Origin of the sequence: Lentzea terrae, from assembly GCF_003265345.1 — a bacterium.
Lineage (GTDB): Bacteria > Actinomycetota > Actinomycetes > Mycobacteriales > Pseudonocardiaceae > Lentzea > Lentzea terrae.
The window spans coordinates 141,027-162,662 of the sequence record NZ_QFWW01000059.1; the positions used below are offsets into that span (position 1 = coordinate 141,027).

20 protein-coding genes are annotated in these 21,636 nt (G+C 68.1%); 4 read left to right on the plus strand and 16 right to left on the minus strand.

Annotated features, from left to right (window positions below; translation table 11 throughout):
• Window positions 1-3: 3 nt before the first annotated feature.
• The 5 genes from DI276_RS49060 to DI276_RS49080 all read right to left on the minus strand — a co-directional run bounded on the left by DI276_RS49060 (window position 4) and on the right by DI276_RS49080 (window position 5,166).
• Window positions 4-654 carry a PIG-L deacetylase family protein gene (locus tag DI276_RS49060; protein ID WP_112277228.1) on the minus strand — a complete coding sequence of 217 codons (651 nt, stop codon included), beginning with the start codon at window positions 652-654 and terminating at the stop codon, window positions 4-6.
• Window positions 651-1,445: a sugar phosphate nucleotidyltransferase gene (locus DI276_RS49065; protein WP_112277229.1), complete on the minus strand. Its 795-nt coding sequence runs from the start codon at window positions 1,443-1,445 to the stop codon at window positions 651-653. Before DI276_RS49065 ends, DI276_RS49060 begins: the two co-directional genes overlap by 4 nt.
• Window positions 1,442-2,671, minus strand: coding sequence for a class I SAM-dependent methyltransferase (locus DI276_RS49070; RefSeq protein WP_112277230.1), 1,230 nt, complete (start codon window positions 2,669-2,671; stop codon window positions 1,442-1,444). Before DI276_RS49070 ends, DI276_RS49065 begins: the two co-directional genes overlap by 4 nt.
• The gene (locus DI276_RS49075) at window positions 2,671-4,182 is read right to left on the minus strand and encodes a sugar transferase (protein ID WP_112277231.1); all 1,512 of its coding nucleotides are present in this window, start codon (window positions 4,180-4,182) and stop codon (window positions 2,671-2,673) included. Before DI276_RS49075 ends, DI276_RS49070 begins: the two co-directional genes overlap by 1 nt.
• Before the next feature lie 768 nt (window positions 4,183-4,950).
• Entirely contained in the window at window positions 4,951-5,166 is a 216-nt protein-coding gene (locus DI276_RS49080; RefSeq protein ID WP_112277232.1) for an RNA-binding S4 domain-containing protein, read from the minus strand.
• A gap of 219 nt (window positions 5,167-5,385) precedes the next feature.
• Here DI276_RS49080 and DI276_RS49085 point away from each other — a divergent pair, with 219 nt between their 5' ends.
• Both DI276_RS49085 and DI276_RS49090 read left to right on the plus strand, forming a co-directional pair.
• On the plus strand, window positions 5,386-9,273 hold the full coding sequence (locus DI276_RS49085; protein ID WP_198681371.1) for a PA14 domain-containing protein: 3,888 nt from the start codon (window positions 5,386-5,388) through the stop codon (window positions 9,271-9,273).
• A gap of 88 nt (window positions 9,274-9,361) precedes the next feature.
• Window positions 9,362-10,045: a DUF2306 domain-containing protein gene (locus tag DI276_RS49090; protein WP_157985433.1), complete on the plus strand. Its 684-nt coding sequence runs from the start codon at window positions 9,362-9,364 to the stop codon at window positions 10,043-10,045.
• 292 nt (window positions 10,046-10,337) lie between these two features.
• Here DI276_RS49090 and DI276_RS49100 read toward each other — a convergent pair whose 3' ends face one another.
• The 4 genes from DI276_RS49100 to DI276_RS49110 are packed head-to-tail and all read right to left on the minus strand — an operon-like array spanning window position 10,338 to window position 12,943.
• Entirely contained in the window at window positions 10,338-10,826 is a 489-nt protein-coding gene (locus DI276_RS49100) for an SLATT domain-containing protein (RefSeq protein ID WP_112277236.1), read from the minus strand.
• Window positions 10,823-12,025 carry a hypothetical protein gene (locus DI276_RS49105; protein ID WP_157985434.1) on the minus strand — a complete coding sequence of 401 codons (1,203 nt, stop codon included), beginning with the start codon at window positions 12,023-12,025 and terminating at the stop codon, window positions 10,823-10,825. Before DI276_RS49105 ends, DI276_RS49100 begins: the two co-directional genes overlap by 4 nt.
• Before the next feature lie 43 nt (window positions 12,026-12,068).
• Window positions 12,069-12,227: a hypothetical protein gene (locus DI276_RS51730; protein ID WP_198681372.1), complete on the minus strand. Its 159-nt coding sequence runs from the start codon at window positions 12,225-12,227 to the stop codon at window positions 12,069-12,071.
• Window positions 12,224-12,943, minus strand: coding sequence for an HAD family hydrolase (locus DI276_RS49110; protein WP_112277238.1), 720 nt, complete (start codon window positions 12,941-12,943; stop codon window positions 12,224-12,226). Before DI276_RS49110 ends, DI276_RS51730 begins: the two co-directional genes overlap by 4 nt.
• Window positions 12,944-12,979: 36 nt before the next feature.
• Between DI276_RS49110 and DI276_RS49115 the strand changes: the two genes are divergently transcribed.
• Window positions 12,980-14,365 (plus strand): SDR family NAD(P)-dependent oxidoreductase, encoded by a 1,386-nt coding sequence (locus DI276_RS49115; RefSeq protein ID WP_112277239.1) that lies wholly within the window; start codon window positions 12,980-12,982, stop codon window positions 14,363-14,365.
• A 206-nt stretch (window positions 14,366-14,571) separates the two neighbouring features.
• Entirely contained in the window at window positions 14,572-15,234 is a 663-nt protein-coding gene (gene ku / locus DI276_RS49120; protein WP_157985435.1) for a non-homologous end joining protein Ku, read from the plus strand.
• Window positions 15,235-15,307: 73 nt separating this feature from the next.
• Here the strand turns inward: ku and DI276_RS49125 are convergent, their stop codons facing one another.
• The 7 genes from DI276_RS49125 to DI276_RS49155 are packed head-to-tail and all read right to left on the minus strand — an operon-like array spanning window position 15,308 to window position 21,605.
• Window positions 15,308-15,865: an SMI1/KNR4 family protein gene (locus tag DI276_RS49125; RefSeq protein WP_157985436.1), complete on the minus strand. Its 558-nt coding sequence runs from the start codon at window positions 15,863-15,865 to the stop codon at window positions 15,308-15,310.
• A 21-nt stretch (window positions 15,866-15,886) separates the two neighbouring features.
• Window positions 15,887-16,573: a heparin lyase I family protein gene (locus tag DI276_RS49130; RefSeq protein ID WP_112277242.1), complete on the minus strand. Its 687-nt coding sequence runs from the start codon at window positions 16,571-16,573 to the stop codon at window positions 15,887-15,889.
• 45 nt (window positions 16,574-16,618) lie between these two features.
• Window positions 16,619-17,233, minus strand: a complete 615-nt coding sequence (locus DI276_RS49135; protein ID WP_157985437.1) for a hypothetical protein — start codon at window positions 17,231-17,233, stop codon at window positions 16,619-16,621.
• 15 nt (window positions 17,234-17,248) lie between these two features.
• Window positions 17,249-17,773: an SMI1/KNR4 family protein gene (locus DI276_RS49140; protein WP_157985438.1), complete on the minus strand. Its 525-nt coding sequence runs from the start codon at window positions 17,771-17,773 to the stop codon at window positions 17,249-17,251.
• Window positions 17,770-18,393: an SMI1/KNR4 family protein gene (locus DI276_RS49145; RefSeq protein WP_112277245.1), complete on the minus strand. Its 624-nt coding sequence runs from the start codon at window positions 18,391-18,393 to the stop codon at window positions 17,770-17,772. The genes DI276_RS49140 and DI276_RS49145 overlap by 4 nt, the downstream gene beginning before the upstream one ends.
• Window positions 18,394-18,397: 4 nt before the next feature.
• Window positions 18,398-18,955 (minus strand): SMI1/KNR4 family protein, encoded by a 558-nt coding sequence (locus DI276_RS49150; RefSeq protein ID WP_157985439.1) that lies wholly within the window; start codon window positions 18,953-18,955, stop codon window positions 18,398-18,400.
• On the minus strand, window positions 18,930-21,605 hold the full coding sequence (locus DI276_RS49155) for an RHS repeat-associated core domain-containing protein (protein ID WP_232837450.1): 2,676 nt from the start codon (window positions 21,603-21,605) through the stop codon (window positions 18,930-18,932). The genes DI276_RS49150 and DI276_RS49155 overlap by 26 nt, the downstream gene beginning before the upstream one ends.
• Between the last annotated feature and the right edge of the window lie 31 nt (window positions 21,606-21,636).

The window sequence follows — 21,636 nt, forward strand, 5'->3', positions numbered from 1 at the left end:
GGTTCAGCCTCCTGCTAGGTCGAGAACCAACTTGTTGACGTGGAACGCTTCCGCGTAGTGCGCCTTGCACTCGATACCGCGGATCCGAGCAAGCCCCAGGAACGCCTCGCGGTCGTACCAGGGCCTGCTGCGCTGAGACCCGTAGTGCTGTTGCAGCAGCACCACCTTCGCCTCGGCGAGGTCGGTCGTCAGCGGTTGGTACACCGAGGGACGACCGAGATCGCCGTCCCACTTCACGATCTCGTACCCCAGCGCCAGGTGGTCCCGGAACGCTTGCGGCACGAGCTCGGCCAGCCCTCGGTGGTCCTGGTGGGCGTCGTGCACGTTGGGCGCGATCACCAGCTGTGGGTCGGTGCGCGACGCCAGTTCGTGCACCGAGCTCTTCACCTCGTCCCAGTGCGCGGGCAGCCGGCCATCGGGCATCTTGCCCACGGTCAGGTGGAGATCGGCGTCCGGGCAGAACGCCGTGAGCGCGGCGAACTCCTCGTCCTCCCGCTCCGTCCCACCGCCCGAGAGCACGAGCGCGTCGACCCGGACGCCCGGTCGCGCCCGGCAGATCGCCAGCAGCGTGCCGCCCGCGCCGATCGCGATGTCGTCGCAGTGCGCGCCGAGCGCGACGATCCGGTCCAGGCCGGCGAGCTGGGGAACGATCATGCGGTCTGCCCCGCCTTCTTCGGCTCCCACAACGCCCACGGCCGGTCTCCGCGCGAGTAGGCCTCGTCCAGCGCGACCCGCTCGCGCACGGTGTCCGTCGGCTTCCAGTAACCGCGGTGCGGATAGGCGAGCAGCCGCCCGCGCTTGGCCAGCTCGGCGCAGCCGTCGGCGACGAGATCACCGCCGACCGGGATGTGGTCGAAGATCTCCTGCGTCAGCACGAAGTAGCCGCCGTTGACCCACAGCGGCATCTCGGTCACCGGCGCGATGGCGCCGACCAGGTTCTGCTCGCCGAGGTCGATGCAGTGGAAGGTGCCGGGAGGCGGCACCACCATCATCGAGGCGCCGGCACCCGATGCGACGAAGCGGTCGACGATCTCCGGCAGCGGTGCGTCCGTCAGCACGTCCGCGTAGTTCGCCAGGAAGATCTCGTCACCGTCGAGGTGATCGCGCACGCGGCGCAGCCGTTCCCCGATGGGCGAGTCGATCCCGGTCTGCACGAACGAGATCGACCAGTCCGAGATGTCCGTGGACAGCAGCTCGACCTGACCGTTGCGGAGCACGAAGTCGTTGGACGTCGTTTCCTGGTAGTTGAGGAAGAAGTCCTTGATGTGGTGCGCCCCGTAGCCCAGGCAGAGGATGAAGTCGGTGTGCCCGAAGTGGGCGTAGTACCGCATCACGTGCCAGATCAGCGGCCGCGGGCCGACGAGCTGCATCGGCTTGGGGGCGTCGCCGGGAGTCCCGGACCGCATCCGCGTGCCGTAGCCACCGCAGAACAGAACGACCTTCACGGTCTCACCACTTCCAGGGCCGGGATGGGGAAGACCAGCTGTCCGCCCCAATCGGACACATAGGACAGTTGAGCAACGAGCTCGTCACGCAGGTTCCACGGCAGCACGAGGACGTAGTCGGGCTTGTCCTCGGCGATGCGGTCCGGGTGCAGCACCGGGATGTGCATGCCGGGGGTGTACTTGCCGTGCTTGTAGGGGTTCCGGTCGACCGTGTAGGCCAGGAGGTCCGTGCGGATGCCGCAGTGGTTGAGCAGGGTGTTGCCCTTGCCGGGTGCTCCGTAGCCCACGACGGTCTTGCCGTCCTCGGCCGCCCTGATCAGGAACGCCAGCAGGTCGCGCCGGACCTTGGCGATGCGCGCGGCGAACTCGGCGTACCCGGAGAGCTCGTGCAGGCCGGCCGCCTTCTCCCGCTCCAGCACGTCCAGCACCGCCTTCGACGGCTCGTCCGCGACCTCCGCGGGCCTGGCCCACAACCGGATCGAGCCGCCGTGGGTCGGCACCAGCTCCACGTCGACCAGCGCCAGTCCCCCCGTCGCCAGCGCGCGTTGCGCCGAAGCGACCGTGTAGTACTGGAAGTGCTCGTGGTAGATCGTGTCGTACTGGTTCAGCTCGATCAGCGTGAGCAGGTGCTGCACCTCGATGCTCACCCAGCCGTCGTCGGCGACGAGCGCGCGCAGACCCTGGGTGAACCCCACGACGTCCGGGATGTGGGCGTAGACGTTGTTGGCCACCACCAGATCCGCCGGGCCGTGCTGCTTGCGCACCGCGGCGCCGGTCTCCGGCGTGAGGAACTCGGTGATGGTGGGGACGCCCTTGTTCCGCGCGGCCTGGCCGACGTTCACCGACGGCTCGACGCCCAGACAGCGGATCCACTTGGCCACCACGTGCTGCAGCAGGTAGCCGTCGTTGGAGGCGACCTCCACGACGAACGAGTCGGTGCCCAGCCGGAGCCGGTCGACCGCGCCGTCCACGAACCGCTTCGCGTGGTCGACCCACGACGACGAGTAGGAGGAGAAGTAGGCGTACTCGGTGAACGTCTCCTCCGGCGTGATCAGCGGAGGGATCTGTGCCAGCCAGCACTCCTCGCACACGCGCAGGTGCAGCGGGTAGGTGACCTCCGGCTCGTCCAGCTGTTCGGCAGTGAGGATCGTTTCGCACGGCGGCGTCACACCCAGATCGGCGACACTCGCCATGCTGGTCGAGCCACAAAGCCTGCAGGTGGTCATCAGTAAGCTCCCTCGCCGCTCAGCACCGCTCTCACGGTCTTCCACAAGATCACCGCGTCGAGCGCGAGTGACCAGTCCTCGACGTAGCGCAGGTCCAGGCGCACCGACTCCTCCCAGGAGAGGTCGCTGCGGCCGCTCACCTGCCACAGCCCGGTCAGGCCCGGTTTCACCAGCAGCCGGCGGCGCACCTCGGGTCCGTACTTCGCGCTCTCCTCCGGCAGCGGCGGCCGCGGGCCCACCAGCGACATGTGGCCGGCCAGCACGTTGAACAGCTGAGGCAGCTCGTCGATCGAGTAGCGGCGCAGGATCTGGCCGACCTTGGTGATGCGCGGGTCCTTGCGAATCTTGAACAACAGGCCGGCGCCCTCGTTCGCCGCGGCGAGCCGGGTGCGCAGCGCGTCCGCGTTCGTCACCATCGTGCGGAACTTGACCATGGTGAACTCGCGGCCGCCCTTGCCGGTCCGCTTCTGCGTGTAGAACACCCGGCCGCGGCTGTCGACCATGATCGCGACCGCGACCAGGAACAGCAGCGGTGCCAGGAACAGGAGCAGCAGCGCCGCGCCGACGCGATCCACGGCTTCCTTGACCATGCGGCGGAAGCCGGTCAGCGTCGGCTCGCTCACCCGCAGCAGCGGCATGCCGAGCACACCGCTGACGTGCAGCCGGGGTCCTGCCACGTCCATCAGGCCGGGCGCGACGACCATCTCGGTGCCGGTGCCCTCGAGGTTCCACGCGAGCTGCTGCAGCCTGCGGGGCGTCCAGTAGGTGTCCGGGGTGATGGCGACGATCCGGTACCCGCCGCGCTGCACGTGGTCGGCGAGGTCGAGGTACTGGCCGACGACAGGCACGTCGTCGATGTTGGTGCCCGTGAGGCCGCGGCCGTCGGGCGTGCAGATCGCCTCGACGCTCCAGCCGACGTGCGAGGCGACGCGCGACCGCGAGATCAGGTCGGCGACCATCAACGGGTCGCCCGCGGCGAGCACCGGCAGCAGGCAGTCGCCGCCGGCGCGGCGGCGGTGCAGCAGCCGCCGCAGCACGTAGCGCTGCGGGAACGCGAGCAGGGCGATGGCGGGGACCACGACGAAGACCCAGAGCCGGGCGCCGGGTATGGCCATGGCGAGCGCACCGAGCCCCAGAACGACAACGGCGCCGAACAGTCCCCGGCCCAGCCGGGTGAACTCTTCGGCGCCCTGTCCCAACACCGCGGTGTTCCACACGCGGCACACGGCCAGCGAGGCCATGACGACCGCGACCGTGATCGACTCGAGCGCGAGCAGCTCGAGCGGCGAGACCTCGTCGTGGCGGGAGACCAGCACGCTTCCCACCGTCAGCACCACGACGAGCGTGGCCACGAGATCGCTGACTATGACCTGTCTTCGGTATCTCGGTTCCCAGGCTTTGAGCGGTGAACGTCCGGAAGCCCCGTAGCCGGCAAACCCCACCGCGGGCCTGTCGGCCACAGTCTTTCCGGTGGCGGGTCTCCGTCTGGTCGGGTGGACCTGTTCACTCATCGCGATGATCTCCCCGGTTTCAGCTGCGGTCGGCGGACGTGCTGGAGCACCAGGGCATCCCCGAGGACCCTGTGGAGCAAGCTTTTACTTGGCGCGCACCGCATCTCTGGCCGGTGCTTGCAACCTTGATTCGCACGACTCGGCATCGGCGTTACACGGATCCGAGGGGCAACAAGAAAAACTTCACATGAGCACGCTACGAATGCGGATTCCAGCGCAGCGTGACTCCGGGGCCAGGCGAGCGAGAAAAGTCCTGGCGTGCACCAATCCCGAAAGTCCACTGAGGACGCGCACGTTTCAGGTCATCAGTATCGGCGCTCGAGCCCGGAGCGTTACAGCCGAAGCCGTTCGTCCGCACGAAATACATCCACACGGAGGTAACCATCGGATACCAGACGCCGACGCGGTGTCAGCACCGGTGATCTCTGCACCGCCGAGCGGAGTAATCATTCAGCGCGGGATCGCAAACGTGCGGAACTACCAATTCGAGGTCTTCCGGCACTACCGGCCAGGGGCTCGGCAACACCGGCCCGGCAAAGAAACGGACGGCTGCATCCGACCGTGTGAGACGCGGATCACCTTGCGGTCACGCGACGAGCACCGAGACGAGTGCCCCACCGGCCTCGAATAGTCCAAGCGGGACCGGATGCCGGCGGGGCGGCGGCGTACGGCAGCCGGACGCCCACGCACAGTAGGGCCGCAGGCGCGTTTCCGGAGGATCGCGCACCACGGATGACGGAAGGCGGTCAGCCGGCCTGAGTCATTTCCCTATGACCGCACGGAAACCGAAACTTCCTCTGCCCCGACGACCACGACGTCACCGGTGCGCAACTGCGCGCCGCGCCGGTTCTCGACGCGGCCGTTCACGTGCACCTCGCCGTCCTCGATCAGTTCCTTGGCGTGCACGCCGTCCTCGGCCAGGCCCGCCAGCTTGAGGAACTGGCCGAGCCGGATCGGCTCCTCGCGGATCTCCACGGTACGCATGGGTCGATCATCCCAGCAGACGGGAGCCTCCACCTGTCCGGGTGCCGAGATCGAACTTGAACGTCCCAGATGGACACCGGTCGATCGATGCAGAAGGCACGAGAGTCGTGACTACCGAACGGAAACCGATGGTGACGGTCAGAACACGGCGTAACGCCAACACTTTCCCGTGAGATGCATCGGGCATCCACCGCCGCTGTGCCGAGGAGGCCCGAGCAAGTGAGTCGCCCGCCCAGGTTGGTCTCCGTGCTGACCGTGCTCGTACTCGCCATGGCCCTGGCCGTGTCGTCGCAGCCGAGCTTTGCCGCGCCACCCACCGACTTCCAGAAGTCGCTCATCGTCGGGGACGGCCTCGACGGGCCGTCCGGGTTCGAGATCGCGCCGGACGGCCGGATCTTCGTGCTCGAGCGCTCCGGCAAGATCAAGGTCGTGAAGAACGGCGTGCTGCTGCCGACTCCGTTCGCGGACCTGCCGTCGGAGGACACCGGTGACCGCGGCCTCATCGGCATCGCGTTCGACCCGGACTTCGGTACAGCCAACCACTTCGTGTACTTCTACTACACGGGCCACGACCTGCTGAACCACCTGGTGCGCTTCGACGCGTCCGGTGACGTCGGGCAGAACGGGCCGTTCCAGCTCTTCCAGACGACGTCGCCGTCGAACCTGCTGCACGTGGGCGGCAGCATCCGCTTCGGCCCGGACGGCAAGCTGTACTTCGCGGTCGGCGACAACGGCACGCCCGCGAACGCACAAATGCTCGACAACCCGCACGGGAAGATCCTGCGCATCAACAAGGACGGCTCGATCCCGCCGGACAACCCGTTCGTCGGCCAGCCGGGCAAGCTCGCCGCGATCTGGGCGTACGGCCTGCGCAACCCGTGGCGGTTCCAGTTCGACAGCGCGACCGGCGAGCTCTTCGGCGGCGACGTCGGCGACTTCGGCTGGGAGGAGCTCAACCACCTCCAGCGGGGCCGCAACTACGGCTGGCCGCTCAAGGAAGGTGTCTGCCAGGCGGACTGCGCCGGCTTCACCGACCCGATCCACGCCTACCCGCACGCCGGCCAGTCCGCCGCGATCACGGGTGGCCCGATCTACCGGGACGACCTGTTCCCCGCCGACTACAACGGCTCGCTGTTCTTCGGCGACTACGCGCAGGGGTGGATCAAGCGCGCGAAGCTCGACGGCAACGGCAACGCCACCTCGGTCGAGGACTTCGACCTGCAGGCCGGCAGCGTCGTCGACATGAAGATCGCGCCGGACGGGTCGATGTACTACATCACCTACTACCCCGGTGCCCTGTACCGCGTCGGGTTCAACACGACGTCGCACGAGCCGGTCGCGGCGGCCTCCTCGGACGTGGCCAAGGGAACCGAACCGCTGACCGTCCAGTTCTCGAGCGCCGGCAGCAACGATCCGGACGACGACCCGTTGACGTACCTGTGGGCGTTCGGCGACGGCAGCACGTCGACCGAGCCGAACCCGTCGCACACCTACACCGCCAAGGGCGTGTACACCGCGCGGCTGACGGTGTCCGACGGAACCGCGCAGACCCAGGCGCAACCCATCGTCATCCAGGCCGGCATACCGCCGACGCTGATCGTCTCCCAGCCGACGGAAGGCCAGCTGTACAACGCGGGCGACACGATCACGTACAACGCGTTCGCCAGTGACGCCGCGGGATTCGACCTCAACGACGCCGACATCAAGACGACCGTCCGGCTGAAGCACGGCACGCACTTCCACCCGTACGCCGGTCCGTTCACCGGCCGCGTCGGGTCGTTCACGATCGCGTCCACCGGCGAGTCGGCAGCCGACACGGCGTACGAGATCACCACGACGGCAAGCGACGAGAGTGGCGTCTCGACGTCCAAAGTGGTCACCATCCGGCCGCGCACGACGCAGCTGACCGTCACCACCGACCCACCGGGCGTCGGGGCGCGACTCGACGGGATCCCCCAGGTGTCGCCCACCACGGTGGACGGCGTGGTCGGATTCCAGCGCGAGCTGTCGGCCCCGGTCACCGCGGTCGCCACCGACGGCACACCGCTGCAGTTCGCGGGCTGGTCGGACGGCCGCGCCGTGCGGCACACGATCACCACCCCGGCCACACCGACGTCCTTCACCGCCAGGTACGTGCCTTCGGCTCCCTTCACCGCGAGCTACTACGCGAACAAGGACCTCTCCGGCTCACCCGTGGTGACCCGGCAGGACCCGAAGATCGATTTCGTGTGGGGCGAGGGTTCGCCGGATCCCGCACTGCCCAACGACAACTTCTCCGCGCGCTGGACGAAGACGCAGTGGTTCGGCGCCGGGCGCTACCAGTTCCGCGCGATCACCGACGACGGCATGCGGCTCTACGTCGACGGCCGCAGGGTGATCGACGACTGGTTCAACGCCAACGTGGAGCGCCTGTACGAAGCTGACCTCGGCGAGGGCAACCACACGATCACCTTGGAGTACCACGAAGCCGGTGGCGGCGCTCTCGCGTCGCTGAGCTGGGACGCCGCCCAGACCCAGTCGGGTGAGACCTATCAGGCGTCGTACTGGAACCTGGCGCCCGGTGCGGATCCGGCGGTCCCCGGCGCGGGCACGACCCCGGACCTCTCCCGGGACGAACTGGCCGTGCAGCACAACTGGGGCGACGGCGGGCCCGGCGCGCCGATCGGCCCCGACCGGTTCGTGGCGCAGTGGAAGCGCACGGTGTCGCTCGCTCCCGGCGAGTACGACTTCAGCGTCACCGCGGACGACGGCGTGCGGCTGGTCGTGGACGGCGTGCGAGTCATCGACAAGTGGCTGTACCAGGGGGCGACGACCTACACGGCGCGCATCCCGATGGACGGCGGCCCGCACACGATCGTCATGGAGTACTTCGAGCACTCCGGCGGCGCGGTCGCGACGATGTCGTACGCGCAGGTCGGGGACCTGCCACAACCGCAGGACTGGGACGCGTCGTACTGGAACTCCCCGACGCCCGGCTTCGTGCCGGTGATCCCCGCGACGGCACCCGCCCTGGTCCGCACCGACCGCGCGATCGACTTCGACTGGTTCGAGGGCTCGCCGGCGGCGCAACTCAACGCCGACAACTTCATCGCCAGGTGGACCCGCACCGACGTGCTCTCGGCCGGCGTCTACCGGTTCCAGGGCCACGCCGACGACGGCATCCGCGTGTACGTCGACAACGTGCCGGTGGTGGACCTGTGGCAGCCGCAGAACACCCCCTACTCGGTGGACAAGGTGATCGCGTCCGGGCAGCACACGCTGCGCGTCGAGTACTTCGAGCTCGGCGGCGGTGCGGTGGCGAAGTTCGACTACGAACGCATCGGTGACGTCGTTCCCGCCGATCCCGGCTTCACGGGCGAGTACTTCGGCAACCGCGACCTCGCCGGAGCCCCGGTGCTGACGCGGCAGGACGAGAAGATCGACTTCGACTGGGGCGAGGGCTCCCCCGCCAGCGGCGTGCCGGTGAACAACTTCTCCGCCCGCTGGACCAAGTCGCAGTCGTTCGCCGCGGGCACCTACCGGTTCACGACGACCACCGACGACGGCGTGCGGGTCTTCGTCGACGGCGTGCAGGTGATCAACAAGTGGGTCAACCAGGGCGTGACGACGCACACCGGAACCCGGACGTTGACCGAGGGCACGCACCAGATCGTGGTCGAGTACTTCGACAGCGGTGGTGGGGCGCTGGCCCGGTTCGGGTACGAGCAGACCGAGGACGTGCCGCCTCCCGCGGGCGTTCCGTTCACCGGGACCTACTTCGCGAACACGACCCTGACCGGTGAGCCGGCGGTGACCCGGTCCGACGACGCGGTCGACTTCGACTGGGGCGACGGCACACCGCACCCGTCCTTGCCGGAAAACGGGTTCTCCGCCCGGTGGACGCGCACCAAGGACTACGAGGCCGGCACGTACCGGCTCAGCGTCACGGGTGACGACGGCATCCGGGTGCTGGTGGACGGCACTCAGGTGATCGACGGCTACCGCGATCAGGCACCCACCACCTACACGGCTGAGGTGGACCTGAGCGCCGGGCCGCACACCGTGGTGATCGAGTACTACGAACGCAATGGCGGTGCCGTCGCGAGGTACTCGGAAACCGAGTTGTAGGGAGCTTTCTGCGGTAGGGCGCGCCCCACCCCGTGCTCGGGGGCGCGCCCCAGCGCGTTCGGGTGCGGTCGTTGACAGCCTTGTCGGCATGAAGACTTCGAGGGGGTACGCCGCCTGGTTGGCGGTGTCGGGATTCATCTGCGTGGCGATAACGATCTTCGCCGCGAGCGCGTACGTCAGCCTGGACATGGACCAGGCGCGGCCGGCGTTACGCGGGTCGCTCCACTACGGCCTTCTGGTGGCGCACATCTTCACCGGAACGGTCGCGGTCCTGGCGGGTGTCTCGCAGTTCTGGCCGGGGCTGCGCGCACGCCATCCGCGGGTGCACCGGGTGATGGGCCGCGTCTACTTCGCGGCCGTGCTGCCGTCGTCGCTGCTGGGCCTGGTGTGCGCGCAGCTGTCGCTGTATGGGCTGGCGACGTCGGGGCCGCTGACGGTGCTGTCGGCGCTGTGGTTCGTCAGCGCCGTCTTCGGGTTGCGGACCGCACGGCAGCGCAAGTTCGGCGAACACCGCATCTGGATGATCCGCGGGTTCGCACTCACGAGCGCCGCCGTGACCGGCCGGCTGTGGGGCCTGCTGCTCGGCGCGTTGATGCCAGAGGGGGACGGTCTGCTCATCTTCGCCACCGCGAACTGGCTGTCGTTCGTGGTGAACCTGCTGGTGGCCGAGTGGTGGATCCAGTCCAGGGGCTACACCCGGACCTTGCCCTCCGCAGCGTTGAGGCCCAGCATCTCGAGCAGGTCAGCGCAGTCGAGCGCGTCCGTGGCGTGACAGGCCACGGTGCGTGCCGCCTTGCTGTTCTGAATCGTGCTGTGCTCCTTTTCCAGAGCCTTGGCCTCGGCAAAGGTGCCGGTTTCAGGCTCGGCGATCGCGGGACGCGCCCAAGTCATGTCTTGCCTGCTTCCGCATCGGGGGATGAGGTCATCATGACCTGGGGGTGCCCGAAACACCAGATCTAGTGCTTTGTGTAATCGAGCACCCACAGCGCGTTAACCGGCTCCCAAACCCGCAGAAAGCGTTTTCCCGGCTCCCGAACTTGATCGATTGTTGCCAGGAATTGGCTTCACCGGCCGTACCGCAGCACCGACTCCACTTCGGTCACAAATGCGACGAGCCTTTCGTCGTCCACATCGTCCGGCGTGGGACCGTCCACCGCGAGCCGTTGCAGTGCAACCGAAGTGGTGGCGTTCTCCCGCGCCAGGCGGCGGAATCCGAACGTGGCCTCGTAGAGCGACACCGCGGTGGCGAGGGCGGCGAGAGTTGTTGCGGCGAAACCCCAAAGAGCCCGGCGCGGACCGTCCGCCATGCCGACCGCCGCTGCCGCTGCGGCGGCGATGAAGAGTGCCGCCGCGATCGCGACCGTCCACGTGCGAGCGCTGGAGTACCGCTTGCGGCCGCGTTCGAAGTGGTCGAGCCGGTCGGTGAAGCGGTGCCTCAGGTAGGCCTCGACGAACTGGGCCTGCCGCTGCTTGACAGTCCCCTTGGCCGCCACGGGATCGGCAGCCGGGCCGGCTGCCGCGTTCTGGCGTTCCACCTCAGTCGGCACAGTCATGTCCTGACCACCTCGTGCTTGCGGTCGCTGACCGCGGCTTCCAGGTCCGCCACCTTGTCCTGGCGTTCTTCCTCGGTGCTCGGCGCGGGTGCGGCGAGGTGCGCGAAGTACAGCGCTCGCAGGCGTTCCGCACGGTAGCGAGCGGCGAGGTACTTGTCGAGCGACTCCCGCTTGCGCGCCACGATCGTGATGGTCGCCGCGAACGCACCGCCCGCGACCACCAGAACTCCCGGCCACGGCGTGTCCTTGAGCCACGTCTGCAGCGCACCGAACACCGTGGTGGTGAGGCCGCCCGCGATCGCCAGCACGGCCATCAGCCGGTAGCGGTTCTGCTCGACGTCGGCCTGGGCGTCGAGCTCGTGGAACGCGGGCGCGACGACCGCGTTGGCGTCGTGGATGGCGTCCGCGAGCATCGGGTAGGCGACGACGAATCCGGGGTCGATGAGCGGGCGCGGTTCTGGTTGCCGGTAGCGAACCTTGGGCCAGATCTTCGGCGGCTTGACGGGCTTTTCCTTGCCGAGCAACCGTTCCAGCGCGGTGACGACCTTGCCGGCGCCTTCGTCGACGTGGACGATGAAGATCTTGCCGCTGCGCACCAGCACCGCGAGATCGCCGGTGAGGTCACCTGTGGCGATGCGGTCCGCGAGGCCACCCGTGCCGCCGAGCACCAGAAGTGCGTTGTCGCCACTCAGGTGGTCGATGATCTCCTTCTCGTTCTCGCCTCCGACGACGAGAGCGATCACGGGCTTCTTCTGCCGGACGGCGTCGATCGTGCGGAACAGCACCGGTGTCGCGTCCGTCCACTCCGAACCGGGGACGATGACGGCGACACTGTGGTTGGGTTCCAGAGCGACCTGACCGTTGCTGGAGCTTTCGGTGAGGTCGTGCACCTTGCTGCTGGGCGCGACGCCGACCACCACTGGCCAACGCTGCTCGCACGCCTGCAAAGCCATGCCCAGCAAGTGGACCACGCCTCTGTCCGTGCCTTCTGTGACGAACACCGCGCCGTTGCGCGCCGCGGTGACCACGACGGATCTGAGCACCGGCAACAACTTCGCGGCGAGATCCGTCTCGATGTCTTGGGTGGAGCCGAAGACCGAGATGACCGTCCGTCCTCGGGGCAGGCCGAGGGCTTTCGGTTTGATGTCGGCGTCCGGCTGGGACAGCCGTTTGACTGTCGGGCCGCCTGCAGTGGGCATGCCGCGCACCATAACGCCGTGATCGACGCTGGACCAGAGCCGTTCAGACCCGGTCTTCGTCGTCCAGCGGGACTTCGCGCTGCTGGTCGAGGGCGTCCGCCGGATCTGCCTCAATTGGCGTGACGGGCGTCTCGACAGGCTCCTGCGGCACGACTTCCCGCTGCTGCTCGGCCACGTCCGCCTCGGGTGCTTCGGGGTTCATGCCGTGCGGTTTCCCTGAGCGCCGGTCTTCCACACCTGCCTGGTCAGCTCGCCGAGGTCGCGCAGGTCGTCGAGCACGGTCTCCGCTCCAGCGTCACGGAGGGCTTCCTTGCTGCTGCGTCCCGTCGCGACGGCAACCAGTCGCACACCCGCCGTGATGGCCGCGTACACGTCGTGCGGTGTGTCACCGATCAACACCACTTCGTCATCTGTGAAGGCCCGGATGTGCCGCGCGCGTTCCCTGGCGAACGTCACCAGCTCGGCCCGGTCCGCGTGGTCGTCGCCGAACGCGCTCACCTCCCAGTCGACGAGATGTGCCAGTCCGAGCTCCTCCAGCTTGACCAGCGCGACGCTCCTGAGGTTCGCGGTCAGCACGCCCTGGTGCACGCGCGGATCGTTCGCGAACGCCTGCAGGGCCTCCAGCGCGCCGGGCAGCACCTCGCTGTGGCCGGGCAGGTCCGCGCGCCGGGTCTCGAAGGAGCTGGCGAGTGCGCCGGCCAGCAGCTGGGAGGCCTCCTCGGTGTGCTCGATGTCGTGCTGCTCGAGGATCTCGGCGATGACGTCCAGTTCGGTGCGTCCGCCGAGGTCGACCGGACCGTTCAGCTCCCTGCCGAACGCCGTCCGGAACGCCTCGCGGTACATCAGTTTGCCGAAGCCGCGCGCCGAGATCAGCGTGTTGTCGATGTCCCACAGCACCAGCAGTTCGGGCCCGGTCACCGGACCACCACCCCTCAACCCGTAAAATCCCTGCTCATGACCTCGATCGACCCCGCAGAGCTGGAAGTCTGCCTGCGCGTGCTTGCCCAGGTCGAGGACCTGCCCGCCGAGCACGACGACGCGGTGCGCGTCCGCCGGGCCACCGCGAAGATCTTCAAGGCCGCGAAGAAGCACCGCAAGACCGAGCGCCGCGCCGCCATCACGGCCAACGACCGGGCCGTCACCGCGCTGACCGCCACCGGTTCGCCGGACCGCATCGACGACGAGACCCAGGGCCTCCCGCTGGTCTCGACGGCCACCGGTGCCACGGCCGGCACGCTGATGCGCGCGCGGTCCTGCTACACGTGCCGCAAGCGGTTCGTCGAGGTCGACGCCTTCTACCACAACCTCTGCCCCGCCTGCGCCGCGTTCAACCACGGCAAGCGCGACGCCCGCACCGACCTGACCGGCCGCAACGCGCTGCTGACCGGCGGCCGCGCGAAGATCGGCATGTACATCGCGCTGCGCCTGCTGCGTGACGGCGCGCACACCACGATCACCACCCGCTTCCCCAAGGACGCCGCCCGCCGCTTCGCGTCCATGCCCGACTCGCCCGAGTGGATCGACCGGCTCAAGATCGTGGGCATCGACCTGCGCGACCCGTCCCAGGTGCTGGCGCTGGCGGACGAAGTAGCCGCGCACGGCCCGTTGGACGTGTTGATCAACAACGCCGCCCAGACCGTGCGCCGCTCCCCCGGCGCCTACGCGCCGCTGGCTGCCGCGGAGCACGAGGCGTTGACCGGGGACGCCCGCCGGCCCGAGCTGATCTCGTTCGGCGGCCACGGTCAGCTGGCGTTGCCCGGCACCGCGGTCCCCGAGGCGCACTCGGTGACGACGCTGGCGTTGATGGCGGGCTCCAAGGACATCGACGCGGGCGGCCTGGTGCCCGACACCGCCGCGGTGAACTCGTGGATCCAGAACGTCGACGAGGTCGACCCGGTGGAGCTGCTGGAGGTGCAGCTGTGCAACTCGACCGCACCGTTCCTGCTGATCTCCCGCCTGCGCCCGTCGATGGCGAAGAGCTCGTTCCGGCGCAAGTACGTCGTGAACGTGTCCGCAATGGAGGGTCAGTTCTCCCGCGCCTACAAGGGTTCCGGGCACCCGCACACGAACATGGCCAAGGCCGCGCTGAACATGCTGACGCGCACCAGCGCCGAGGAGATGCTGCAAACCGACGGCATCCTGATGACCGCCGTCGACACCGGCTGGATCACCGACGAGCGCCCGCACCCGCTGAAGATGCGCCTGGCCGACGAGGGCTTCCACGCCCCGCTCGACCTGGTCGACGGCGCCGCCCGCGTGTACGACCCGATCGTGCGCGGCGAGGCCGGCGAGGACCTGTTCGGCTGCTTCCTGAAGGACTACGCTCCCGCCGCCTGGTGAAGGTCGACATGCGAGCGCTTTTCTCGCGTGTCGACCAGCTCGGTTTCCAGGAATGTCGCAGTAGTCCCCCACAAGCGGCGCATTGGTCTCATGTTCAACGCCGCCTTGGTGGCGCACGTGTCCGGGGTACCCGACGGACGCACCCAAACGAGCCCTTTCGTCACCAGGCGGGTCTATTCGACCACGTGTTCGAGTACCCATTTGTCATGAGAACTGTGTGGCGGGGAGCACTTCGGTTCGGCATGACGACGATGACGGTGCGGCTGGTGTCCGCGTCGACGGAACACCGCAGCAGGGTGCACCTGGTGCACCGCGAGGACAGCGGCCGCGTCCGGCACCAACAGGTCTGCGGCGAGTGCTCGCTGCGCCTGACCCCGGACGACATCGGCCGTGGCTACGAACTCGAGGACGGCCGCATCGTGCAGATCGACCCGCGCGACCTGCCGGCACCCGAGGACGGCGTCATCGACGTCCAGCAGTTCGCACCGGTCAGCGATCTGGACCCGATCGCGTTGCACCGCAGCTACTACGTCGAACCGGACGACCTCTCGGTCCGCTCGTACGTGCTGCTGCGCGAAACCCTGGAACGCACCAAGACCGCGGCGATCGTGAAGTTCGGCCTGCGCGGCAAGGAAACCCTGGCCGCCATCCGCGCGCAGCACGGCGTTCTGGTGCTGCACACGCTGCTGTGGCCCGACGAGGTGCGCGAGCCGCACTTCGCGTTCCTGCACCGCGACACCGAGGTCCGCACCGGCGAACTGGCCGCCGCCGCAGCTCTGGTGCGCGCGCAGACCCGCCCGTTCCGCCCGCACGACTACCCGAACACGCACCACGAAGCGCTGTTGTCGTTGGTGGAGGCGAACGTTTGATCCTGGCGGTGCGGGCGGACGACGCGCGTACCGGGGATGAACGCGGGTCGTCCGCCCGTGCTGCCAGGCAGCACTACCGCCCCGTGTTGTTCGGTGCCCCAGGCAGATCCTGAAAGGTCCGGTAAGCCGGTGCACCAGGCTTGGGTGTGACGAGTTCGCTCGGCACCTTGCCGCGCACCAGAGCGATCAGGAACGCGACCGCTCCCACGTCGTACTCGTCCCAGTTGCCGTCCGCACCCCAGGCGACCACAGGCCAGTCGTTCGGATCCCCGTCGTCGGCCAGCCAGAAGAGCGTGCCGCCCATCGGGTGGCCGAACTCGGCCCACGGAATCAGGCCGGGAAGCTCCGGAAAGGCCGCATACGGCTTCTTCCGCTCACTCTTCAGCGACAGCATCACCTCGCGGAACAGAGCGAGAAGATCGCCCACATGTCCGCTGAGGGTCGGCGCGTCCAGCAACACCGTCCCGGCGTACTCACCTGTCGGCACGGTGTTCAGCAGCGCCTTGTAGTCGTCGGGCAAGCTCAGGCCGAGCAGGCGCTCCGTCACCGACCAGTCCGGCTGCCACTTGGGCAGGCCGGACCAGCCGACGACATCAGCGAGCACTTCGACAGCCGCTGAACGTGGTGCCACTGGCGGAAACTCCTAGCTCGGCTACCAGTTGGCCGGCTCGGCCAGCGCGTAGCTCGTCGCGATGCGGTGGTGGTCATGGTAGATCGACAGCGTCGACTGCCCGGCCGGCTTCCCGTTGCGCCAGGCCGTGCAGTAGATCCCGGACGACCACCGCATGGTCTTCGAAGTCTTGGGCAGCACGGTCTGGGTGCGGGAGACGACGCGTGTGCCGTTGATCCACACCTCGAACTTGCCGGTGTCCTGCGCGAGCTTGAACCGCGTCACGATCCGGGTCCACTCGCCGCGCTTGATCTTGCCGGCCGTCCCGGAGATGCCGCCGGAGCCGCCGAAGCGGATCTCGTCGTTCTGCACGAACATCAGCAGCCACGGGCCTTCCGGGTCCTCCGGCGACCACTGCTGGAACGTCACGTTCTGGTTGTGGAACTGCCAGTTCGCCGGAAGCATGATCGCCTGGCCGTAGTAGCGGTCCTGGCCGACCGCCTGCGCGCCGCGGTCGATGGTCTCCGAGTGGTAGCCGCCGGTCTCGCCGATGTAGGTCTGCTTGGCCTCGATGGCCGTGGATCCCTTGTACTTCACGTTCGTGACGTCGCGGATGACGCCGTTCTTCTGGGTGTAGTGGTAGTCCCAGCCGCTGAGGGTGCCCTCGTTCTGGAAGTCGACGCCGGGAGGGGGTGCCACGAGCAGAGCCGCCATGAGCAGGGGGAGCATGAAACGCCTTCCGTGGGTGCCGGGCGGCGGCCGGATCGGACCCTATCAGTCGCGCAGCGAGATCCGCCTCACCTGCGGCGACCGAACGTTCGAGAAGCTGAGCCACTCCTGCTCGTCGATCGGCCGGAAGGCGGGCACGGCCGGTGCGTCCTCCTCCACCGGGCCGAGCACCCGGCTGTGCAGCCGCCCGGCCACGAACCCGATCAGGAACTCCACTGCCCCGCAGTCGAACTCCTCCACCACCGGAGCGTCGTCATAGCCCCAGATGCCGCCGCTCGAGACCGCGACCGTCCACTGCTCCGGATCCGACGACCGGCGCACCCAGAACAGGCCCTCGCGATCCCCGCGGGCCCACGGGACCAGGTCCTCCGGCACGTCCTCCGGGTGGTCGCGCCGCCAGGCCTCCGTCTCGTTCATCTCTGCCCGGAACTGATGCAGGTGGTCCGGAACCCCGTCCACCCGGTACGGCGGCTGCACCATCACGCCGTTCAGAACTCCCTGCGCCCTGAACCTGCCGGGCGGGAAGACCGCGTGCAACTCACGGAAGTCCGAGGGCAACTCGAAACCCAGCTTCGCCTGAACTACGTCCCACGAAGTAACCACATAGGACCGACCAGTCCACCCCGTCACTTCGGCGAGCCGCCGCACGTCGTCGCGCACAACCACCTTCCGAGTTCAATCCTCGTACGAGACGTAAGCCGGTTTGCCCGGCTTCGGCTTGAGCAGCTTGCTCGGCAACTTGCCCCGCACCAGGGCGATCAAGAACGCGACTGCGCCGATGTCGTACTCCTCCCAGTTGCCGTCCGCACCCCAGGCGACCACAGGCCACTCGTTCGGATCGCCCTGGTCGGCGAGCCAGAACAGTGTGCCACCCATCGGATGCGTGAACCCGGCCCACGGGATCAGACCGGGAAGCTTGGGGAAAGTCGCGTATGGATACTTCTCGCCATCGTTCAAATCCCGCATCACCTCACCGAACAGGGCGAGCAGGTCGCCCTCCTTTCCCGTCACCGTCGGCGCGTTGACCAGCACCGTCCCGGCGTACTTGCCTACCGGGAAGGTGCTCAGCAGCGTCTTGTAGTCCTCCGGCAGCCGCAGTCCGAGCAGCCGCTCGGTGACCTGCCAGTCCGGCTTCCACTTGGACGCCCCGGACCAACCCACCACGTCAGCCAGAACGTCAACAGCCGCGGAACGCGTCATCCCAAGTCTCGCAGTGAGATTCGGCGCACCTGTGGAGAACGCTTGTCGGAGACCTCGAGCCACTTCTGTTCGTCGATCGGCCGAAACGGGGCCATCGGACCAGGCCGGACGTCGTCGCGGGGTGAGAGCACCCGGCTGTGCAGGCGACCGGTGACGAACCCGATCAGGAACTCGACGGCCCCGCATTCGAACTCCTCCACCACGGGCTCGTCGCCGTACCGCCAAATCCCGCCGTTGGAGATCGCGACCGTCCACACTTCTGGGTCCGGCGACCGAGGCACCCAGAACAGTCCAGGACGATCCGAACGCGCCCACGGGACCATGCCCTCCGGCACATCCTCTGGATGCTCGCGCCGCCAGCTCTCCGCCTCGTGCACCTCGGTTTCGAACTGGTACAGGTGGTCTTCCACACCGTCTACCCGGTACGGCGGCCAAACGATCACGTTCGCGATGCCGCTGGGCGCGAAAAATGTGCCAGGAGGAAAGACGTCCAGCAAATCCCGGTAGTCGGACGGCAGGGCGAAACCGAGCTTCGCGTGCACCGCGCCCCACGACGTGTTCACATAGGATCGACCGGTCCACCCGGTCAGCTCCGCGAGTTCGCGCACACGGTCGTTCACGCGGCTACCGCCCCGTGTTGTTCGGCGCGCCGGGCCGGTCCTGAGAGGTCCGGAAAGCCTGCGCACCCGGCGCGGCGGCAAGAAGCTTGCTCGGCAACTTGCCGCGTACAAGAGCGATCAGGAGCGCGACCGCCCCGACGTCGTACTGCTCCCAGCTACCGTCCGTACCCCACACGACCACCGGCCAGTCGTTCGGGTCTCTCCGGTCTGCGAGCCAGAACAGCTCACCGCCCATCGAGTGCTCGAACGAGGCCCACGGAATCAGTCCGGGAAGCTCCGGATAGACGGCGTAGGGACGCTTCAGATCTTCCTTCAGCGCCGCCATCACCTCAGGGAAAACGGCGAGCAGGTCACCCACGCGCCCCTTGCGAGTCGGCGCGTTCAGCAGCACCGAACCGGCGTACGTGCCTGCGGGCACCGTGCTCAGCAGCACCTTGTAGTCGTCCGGCAACGACAAGCCGAGCAGGCGCTCGGTGATCTGCCAGTCCGGCTGCCACTTGGGCAGACCGGACCAACCGATCAGATCGGCCAGCACCTCAACAGCCGCGGAACGTGGTGACACTGAGAATAGCTCCTAGCCTGCTCATGTTCGGGATGTCGACACTACAAGTCCAGCCGTTCTCCCCCACGGCGTTCACCATGATCGAGGTCGGCAACGGATTGCCACCGTTGTAAACGGGCTTGACCTCCATGAGCACCGGATTGCCGCTCTCCACCTGCCTCTGGATCTTCGCCTCGACCCTGTGGTACATCCACGAGTTGTTCGTCGGATCTTGGTAGCACGGCACGAAGTTGCGCCTGTCCGTGTTCGAGCCGTTCAGCTTGTGGCCGATCAGGTGGCACCGAGCCATCTTCTTGCTCGTGTCCAGGCCGACCAATGGGAAACCGAGCCTGGGGCGCTTGGCGTCGTTGGTCGTGACGACGCACGCGGTGGCACCAGTGGCCCTCCTGTAGTCCGTGTCACCCCAGGTCGCTTCTTCCCGCTCCTCGTAGAACTGCCAGTTCTGCCGGCAGCGCCCATCGCCGTTCTGCGTGCCCGTCGGCGGGAGCCGCGGGTCGTCCGCCTCGCTAGGCCCCGGCTCTGGGATGCGCTGGGTGACCGTCTGGCCACTCACGACCGTGACGAGGATCCTGCTCGAGTCGTCGATGAGCTTGCGGATCTCCGGCGAGAGCGTCGCGCCCGACGGGGGCTTGGGCAACGGGGTGAGCGCGTTTTTCAGCACGTTCGCCGCAGCGACGATCTGGTCCAGTTCCTCCTGGCTCGGCCCAACGGGCGGAACCGGGCAGGGCGTGGCGCTGCACGGCTTCCGTCGCCTATCAGTGGTGGTCGGGGTCGTGTCGGGCGGGGTGTACCGGCACGACGGTCCAGTGCACCCAGACCCCGTGTCCTGTCCACTGCAAACGGCGGCACCCGACCGGCAGCCGGATTGTTCCGTGTTCCCAGGTTTGTCGCCCGGCTTCGGGCTCGGGTTCGGACGGCGGGTCGGCGCGTTGGCCGTTCCTGCCCCGAGGTACATGGTGGCCGCGATGACAGCAGCACCCACCAGCACGTACGGAGCAGCCATGACGGCGTAAGTCCCGACGGTCGCCAGAACCCCGACCGTGATGGCCGTTGCTTGGGCCGCGGTCATGGCCACCTTGGTCCAGTTCGCCGCACTCTGGAGGAAGCCGCCCCAGTTGAAGTGACCGGTCGGGTCGATCATGTTGAGCGGGTTGCCCGCCCCGTAGAGGTAGCGGTTGTAGGCGGAGTGACCGGGACCGCCCGGCCCGCTGATGTCGTCCCGGCTGGCGAACGTGCCAGTGCCTGGCGTGTACCAGCGAGCCGCCCGGTTGACGCGGCCGGTGGACGGGTCGGTCCACCCGGACTCGTACCCGAGCGCGTGCGTGGCGCCAGTCCGTCCGATCACCTCGCCGTGCGGGGTGTACGAGGTAGAGGATGACACCGCGCCGGCGGCCGTGTACGTACCGACCAGGTCGGTGTGCCGGTCGGTGAACGTCAGCGCGTTGGCACCACCTTGCGTGAGACCGAGCAACTCGCCGCCCGGCAGCCGGCTATAGGTGCCGGTGCCGTCCGTCGCGAGGTTGTTGCCGAGGTCGCTGTAGGCGAACCCGGCACCGATGCGGCGGTCGAGGGCGTCGTAGGTGTAGGTGGCGCTGCCGTCGGTCACCAGGCGGTCGAACGCGTCGAAGCCCTGGTTGACCGTCGTGCCGCCGGTGGCCGTCGACTGCAACGTGCCGCGCGCGGTGTAGTCGAAGGTCTTGTCCCCCGACGTGAGCAAGCGGTTGCGCTGGTCGTAGGTCGCAGTGACGGCACCGGCGGTCAGGCGGTTGCCGTTGTTGTCCCACGTGTAGGCGACCTGGTTGGTGCCGTCGTTCCACGAGGTCAGGCGGCTCGCCTTGTCGTAGGTGTAGGTGTTGTTCGTGGCGCCGGCCAGACCGGTCGTGGTCTTGCTGGTGAGCCGGTCCGCCTTGTCGTAGCCGTAGGCGATCGACGCGGTGGCGTGCCCGGCCGGGTTCTTGACGGTGTCGGCGACCACCCGGTTCAGGTCGTCGTAGGTGTAGGCGCGGGTGCCGTTGCCCGTGCCGTAACCGACGCTGGTCGCCCGGCCGGCGTCGTCACGGGTGAACGTGGCCGTCGAGCCGGTTCGCGGATCCAGCGCGGTCTTGATGCGGCCGACCGGGTCATAGGTGTAGGCGGTTGTGCCGGCCGCGTCGACGCGCTGCACGAGGCGCGACGCGTCGTCGTAGGCGTAACTCGCGGTGCCGGACGGTCCGGCCATGGACAGCAGGTTGCCGCGGTCGTCGTAGGTGTAGGTGTTCGTGCCGGTTCCCGCACTCGCGGACGTCACCCGGCCCGCGCGGTCGTAGCCGAGCACACGGTCCGGAGTGGACGCTGACGTGCCGGTGCCGGTCTCCTTGGTGAAGTTGCCCAGCGCGTCGTAAGTGCGTTGGCGGACAACACCTCCCGGCTGCGCAAGGCGGATCGGGCGGGCCATGGCGTCGTAGCTCGTCGTCCACGTCCGGTTGTTCGCCGCCGAATGCATCGCCGTGACGGGCTCGATCACCGACTCGGGCAGGTTCCACGAGTTGAACGTGGTTGTGGTGACGTTGCCGTTGCCGTCGATGCGGCGGGTCTGGTTGCCCGCCGCGTCGTAACCGAAGCCGATCGTGATCGACGAGGACGCCGTCACCGGCTCGGTCTCGGAGACCAACCGGTTCAGCGCGTCCCACTGCCTCGTGGTC

What these genes read in the sequence shown, in the direction of transcription:
- DI276_RS49105 (WP_157985434.1), bottom strand. Translation starts at nt 12,025, where the DNA reads ATGCCCACTGCAGGCGGCCCGACAGTCAAACGGCTGTCCCAGCCGGAC.
- DI276_RS49100 (WP_112277236.1), bottom strand. Translation starts at nt 10,826, where the DNA reads ATGACTGTGCCGACTGAGGTGGAACGCCAGAACGCGGCAGCCGGCCCG.
- DI276_RS49080 (WP_112277232.1), bottom strand. Translation starts at nt 5,166, where the DNA reads ATGCGTACCGTGGAGATCCGCGAGGAGCCGATCCGGCTCGGCCAGTTC.
- ku (WP_157985435.1), top strand. Translation starts at nt 14,572, where the DNA reads ATGAGAACTGTGTGGCGGGGAGCACTTCGGTTCGGCATGACGACGATG.
- DI276_RS49075 (WP_112277231.1), bottom strand. Translation starts at nt 4,182, where the DNA reads ATGAGTGAACAGGTCCACCCGACCAGACGGAGACCCGCCACCGGAAAG.
- DI276_RS49140 (WP_157985438.1), bottom strand. Translation starts at nt 17,773, where the DNA reads ATGACGCGTTCCGCGGCTGTTGACGTTCTGGCTGACGTGGTGGGTTGG.
- DI276_RS49090 (WP_157985433.1), top strand. Translation starts at nt 9,362, where the DNA reads ATGAAGACTTCGAGGGGGTACGCCGCCTGGTTGGCGGTGTCGGGATTC.
- DI276_RS49070 (WP_112277230.1), bottom strand. Translation starts at nt 2,671, where the DNA reads ATGACCACCTGCAGGCTTTGTGGCTCGACCAGCATGGCGAGTGTCGCC.
- DI276_RS51730 (WP_198681372.1), bottom strand. Translation starts at nt 12,227, where the DNA reads ATGAACCCCGAAGCACCCGAGGCGGACGTGGCCGAGCAGCAGCGGGAA.
- DI276_RS49060 (WP_112277228.1), bottom strand. Translation starts at nt 654, where the DNA reads ATGATCGTTCCCCAGCTCGCCGGCCTGGACCGGATCGTCGCGCTCGGC.
- DI276_RS49115 (WP_112277239.1), top strand. Translation starts at nt 12,980, where the DNA reads ATGACCTCGATCGACCCCGCAGAGCTGGAAGTCTGCCTGCGCGTGCTT.
- DI276_RS49130 (WP_112277242.1), bottom strand. Translation starts at nt 16,573, where the DNA reads ATGCTCCCCCTGCTCATGGCGGCTCTGCTCGTGGCACCCCCTCCCGGC.